Source organism: Streptomyces alkaliphilus (assembly GCF_014141535.1).
Lineage (GTDB): Bacteria > Actinomycetota > Actinomycetes > Streptomycetales > Streptomycetaceae > Streptomyces > Streptomyces alkaliphilus.
In genome coordinates this window covers 1-3,297 of the sequence record NZ_VKHT01000592.1, presented here as the reverse complement: position 1 = coordinate 3,297, position 3,297 = coordinate 1, and the positions used below count along the sequence as shown (strand labels likewise).

General features: G+C 72.5%; 2 protein-coding genes. Both read left to right on the top strand.

Going from position 1 to position 3,297, the window contains the following annotated elements:
* Nucleotides 1-2: 2 nt before the first annotated feature.
* A complete protein-coding gene (locus FNQ90_RS17160) occupies nucleotides 3-1,469 on the top strand; it encodes a lysine N(6)-hydroxylase/L-ornithine N(5)-oxygenase family protein (RefSeq protein ID WP_182607192.1) in 1,467 nt (488 codons plus the stop codon).
* Between the two features lie 176 nt (nucleotides 1,470-1,645).
* Nucleotides 1,646-3,109 carry a pyruvate kinase gene (gene pyk / locus FNQ90_RS17155; protein WP_182607191.1) on the top strand — a complete coding sequence of 488 codons (1,464 nt, stop codon included), beginning with the start codon at nucleotides 1,646-1,648 and terminating at the stop codon, nucleotides 3,107-3,109.
* Nucleotides 3,110-3,297 lie beyond the last annotated feature (188 nt).

Below are 3,297 nucleotides of genomic sequence, written 5' to 3'. Positions count from 1 at the left end.
CGTTGCCCACCGGCCCCGGCGAGGAGCCGTTGGACCTGCTCGGCATCGGCGTCGGTCCCGCCAACCTGGCCCTCGCCGCCCTCGCCGACGGGCTCCCCGACCTGAGGGTCGCCTGCGTCGAGGAGCGTCCGGCCTTCCGTTGGCACCCCGGCCTGCTCATCGAGGAGGCCACCCTCCAGGTACCCTTCCTCGCCGACCTGGTCACCCTGGTGGACCCGACCAGCCGGTGGAGCTTCCTGAACTGGCTGCGGGAGCGCGGCCGGCTCTTCCCCTTCTACTTCGCCGAACGCTTCCACATCCCCCGGGTGGAGTACGAGGCGTACTGCCGCTGGGCGGCCGAGCGCCTGCCGAACCTCCGTTTCGGCCTGCGGGCCGAGGGGATGAGACGCGAGCCCGACGGTCTCCTCGCGGTCCGGATCACCCCGACCGGCACCCCCGGGGGGGTCGGCGGGGAGGCCGCCGGGTGGGTGCGGACCCGCAACGTCGTGCTCGGCCTCGGCACCGCCCCCCACCTCCCGGCGCCGCTGCGGCTCGCCGCCGAGCGGGACGGGGCGCCGGTGCTGCACTCGGCGGAGTACCTGGACCATCGCGAGCGGTTGCTCCGCGCCCGGCACGTCACGGTGATCGGCTCCGGACAGTCGGGGGCGGAGGTCCTGCTGGACCTGCTGCGCCGCCGCCCCGCGGGGCGGGAGGGGCTGCACTGGCTCACGCGCTCGCCCGCCTTCGCGCCGATGGAGTACAGCAAGCTGGGGCTCGAACACTTCACCCCCGACTACACGCGCTATTTCCACAGCCTGCCCGAGACGACCCGGGACGCCCTGGTGGCCCGCCAGTGGCAGCTCCACAAGGCCGTCGACCACGAGACCCTGGCCGCCCTCCACGACGAGCTCTACCACCACGACCTGGCACTTCCGGATGACGCGTGGCCGCAGGTGGTGCTGACCCCCGGCGTGGAGGTGCGGACGGTCGAACCCCTGGGCTCCGGACGGCTCCGACTGGAGCTGCACCACGCGGAACAGGGAGTGGACTCCTCGTTGACCACCGATGCCGTGGTGGCGGCCACCGGCTACCGGGAACGTTCCGTCGAGGCGCTGCTGGCCGGGTTGGGGGAGGCGGTGCGGCGGGACGCGGCCGGCCGGCCGGTGATCGGGGCGGATCATCGCGTCGAACTCTCCGACGGGGCGCCGGGTGCCGTGTTCTCCGCCGGCGCGGAGCGGCACACCCATGGTGTCGGTACCCCCGACCTGGGGCTGATGGCACATCGGGCGGCCACCGTGATCAACGGGGTGGCGGGTCGGGAACGGTATCCGCTGCCCGCCAGGACCGCCTTCACCACCTTCGGCGCGGTACGCGGTGCGGCCGATGCGCCGCGGCCGACCGGAACGCCCTCCGCCGCCTCCCTGCCGGGACCGCGCGGTGGACCGGTACCCGACGCCGCCGGATCCGCCGACCCCGCCGGATCCGGGTGAACCCGGGGGCTTCCCGGGGACCGGCGGGGATCGCACGCCGGAACGGCGCGTCACCCCCGGGGAGCGCTCATGAGAGCGCGCCCGTGCACATTCATGAAGTGTCGACGGGTCGCCGCGCATTTGTCACCGGAAGGTCGTGGAAATGACGTCTTCCGACGGATCCCTACCCGACGGTAATGCATAGGGTTGACAGCATGCGCCGAGCCAAAATCGTATGCACACTTGGGCCCGCGTCGGACTCGTACGAGCACATCGCGGGGCTGGTCGAGGCCGGAATGGATGTAGCCCGCCTCAATCTCAGTCATGGCGCCCACGAAGAGCACGAACAGCGCTTTCGCCGCGTTCGTCGCGCGGCCGGGGAATCCGGGCGCACCGTCGGAATTCTCGCCGATCTCCAGGGTCCGAAGATCCGGCTGGGTGCTTTCGGGGAAGGGCCCGTGGTCCTCGAAAACGGGGACGAATTCATCATCACCACGGAAGATGTCGTCGGGGATCAGCGGCGTTGCGGCACCACTCACGCCGGTCTCCCCGGTGACGTCACGGTGGGGGAGCGCGTCCTGGTCGACGACGGGCGGGTCGCCCTGGAGGTCCTCGCCGTCGACGGGCCCCGGGTGCGCACCCTCGTCGTGGAGGGCGGCGTGGTCTCCGACCACAAGGGCCTCAACCTGCCGGGGGTCGCCGTCTCGGTGCCCGCCCTCTCCCGCAAGGACATCGAGGACCTGCGCTGGGCGCTGCGCACGGGCGCGGACATGATCGCGCTGTCCTTCGTGCGGAGCGGTGACGACATCAAGGACGTCCACCGGGTGATGGCCGAGGAGGGGCGTTTCCTGCCGGTCATCGCGAAGGTGGAGAAGCCGCAGGCGGTGGAGAACCTCCGGGACGTCGTGGACGCCTTCGACGGCATCATGGTCGCCCGCGGCGACCTGGGCGTGGAACTGCCGCTGGAGGATGTGCCGCTGGTGCAGAAGCGGGCGGTCGCCCTGGCCCGGCGCAACGCCAAGCCGGTGATCGTGGCCACCCAGATGCTCGACTCCATGATCGACTCCTCCCGCCCCACCCGCGCGGAGGCGTCCGACGTCGCCAACGCCGTCATGGACGGCACCGACGCGGTGATGCTCTCCGGCGAGACCAGCGTGGGCCGCTATCCGGTGGAGACGGTCCGCACCATGGGACGGATCGTGGAGGCGGCCGAGGAGGAGATGCTCTCCGGAGGGCTCCAGCCCCTCACGGAGGCGACCAAGCCGCACACCCGGGGCGGGGCGGTGGCCAGGGCTGCGGCCGAGATCGGCGACTTCCTCGACGCCCGCCTGATGGTCGCCTTCACCCAGTCCGGGGACACCGTGCGCCGGCTCTCCCGCTACCGGTCCCCGATTCCGGTGGTCGCCTTCACCCCGGACCCCGCCACCCGTAATCAGTTGGCCCTGACCTGGGGGGTCGAGGCACACCTGGTGCCGACGGTGGACTCCACCGATGCCATGGCCGACATGCTCGACGGGGAACTGTTGCGCCGGGGGGTCTGCGAGCCGGGGGAGACGGTGGTGATGACCGCCGGGTCGCCGCCGGGGGTGGCCGGCACGACCAACCTGGTGCGGGTGCACCGGGTCGGCGGCGAGGTCACCGACGCCCCGGTCGCGGGCTGAGCCTCCCCGCGTTGGTCGTGCCGATCCACCCCCGATCCGGCACCCGGCCCCGGCGTCCCGTTCCGACCGAACGGCGTCGGGGCCGCGTCGCGTCCCGGGGCCCCCGCGGTGGTTTCGGCCCGTCGGTTCGTCCGTTCGGCTCCCCGGAAGGGAAGGTCGGGGGCGGGGGCGTTCCCCTTGTGTCGGGA

What these genes read in the sequence shown, in the direction of transcription:
- pyk (WP_182607191.1), top strand. Translation starts at nt 1,646, where the DNA reads ATGCATAGGGTTGACAGCATGCGCCGAGCCAAAATCGTATGCACACTT.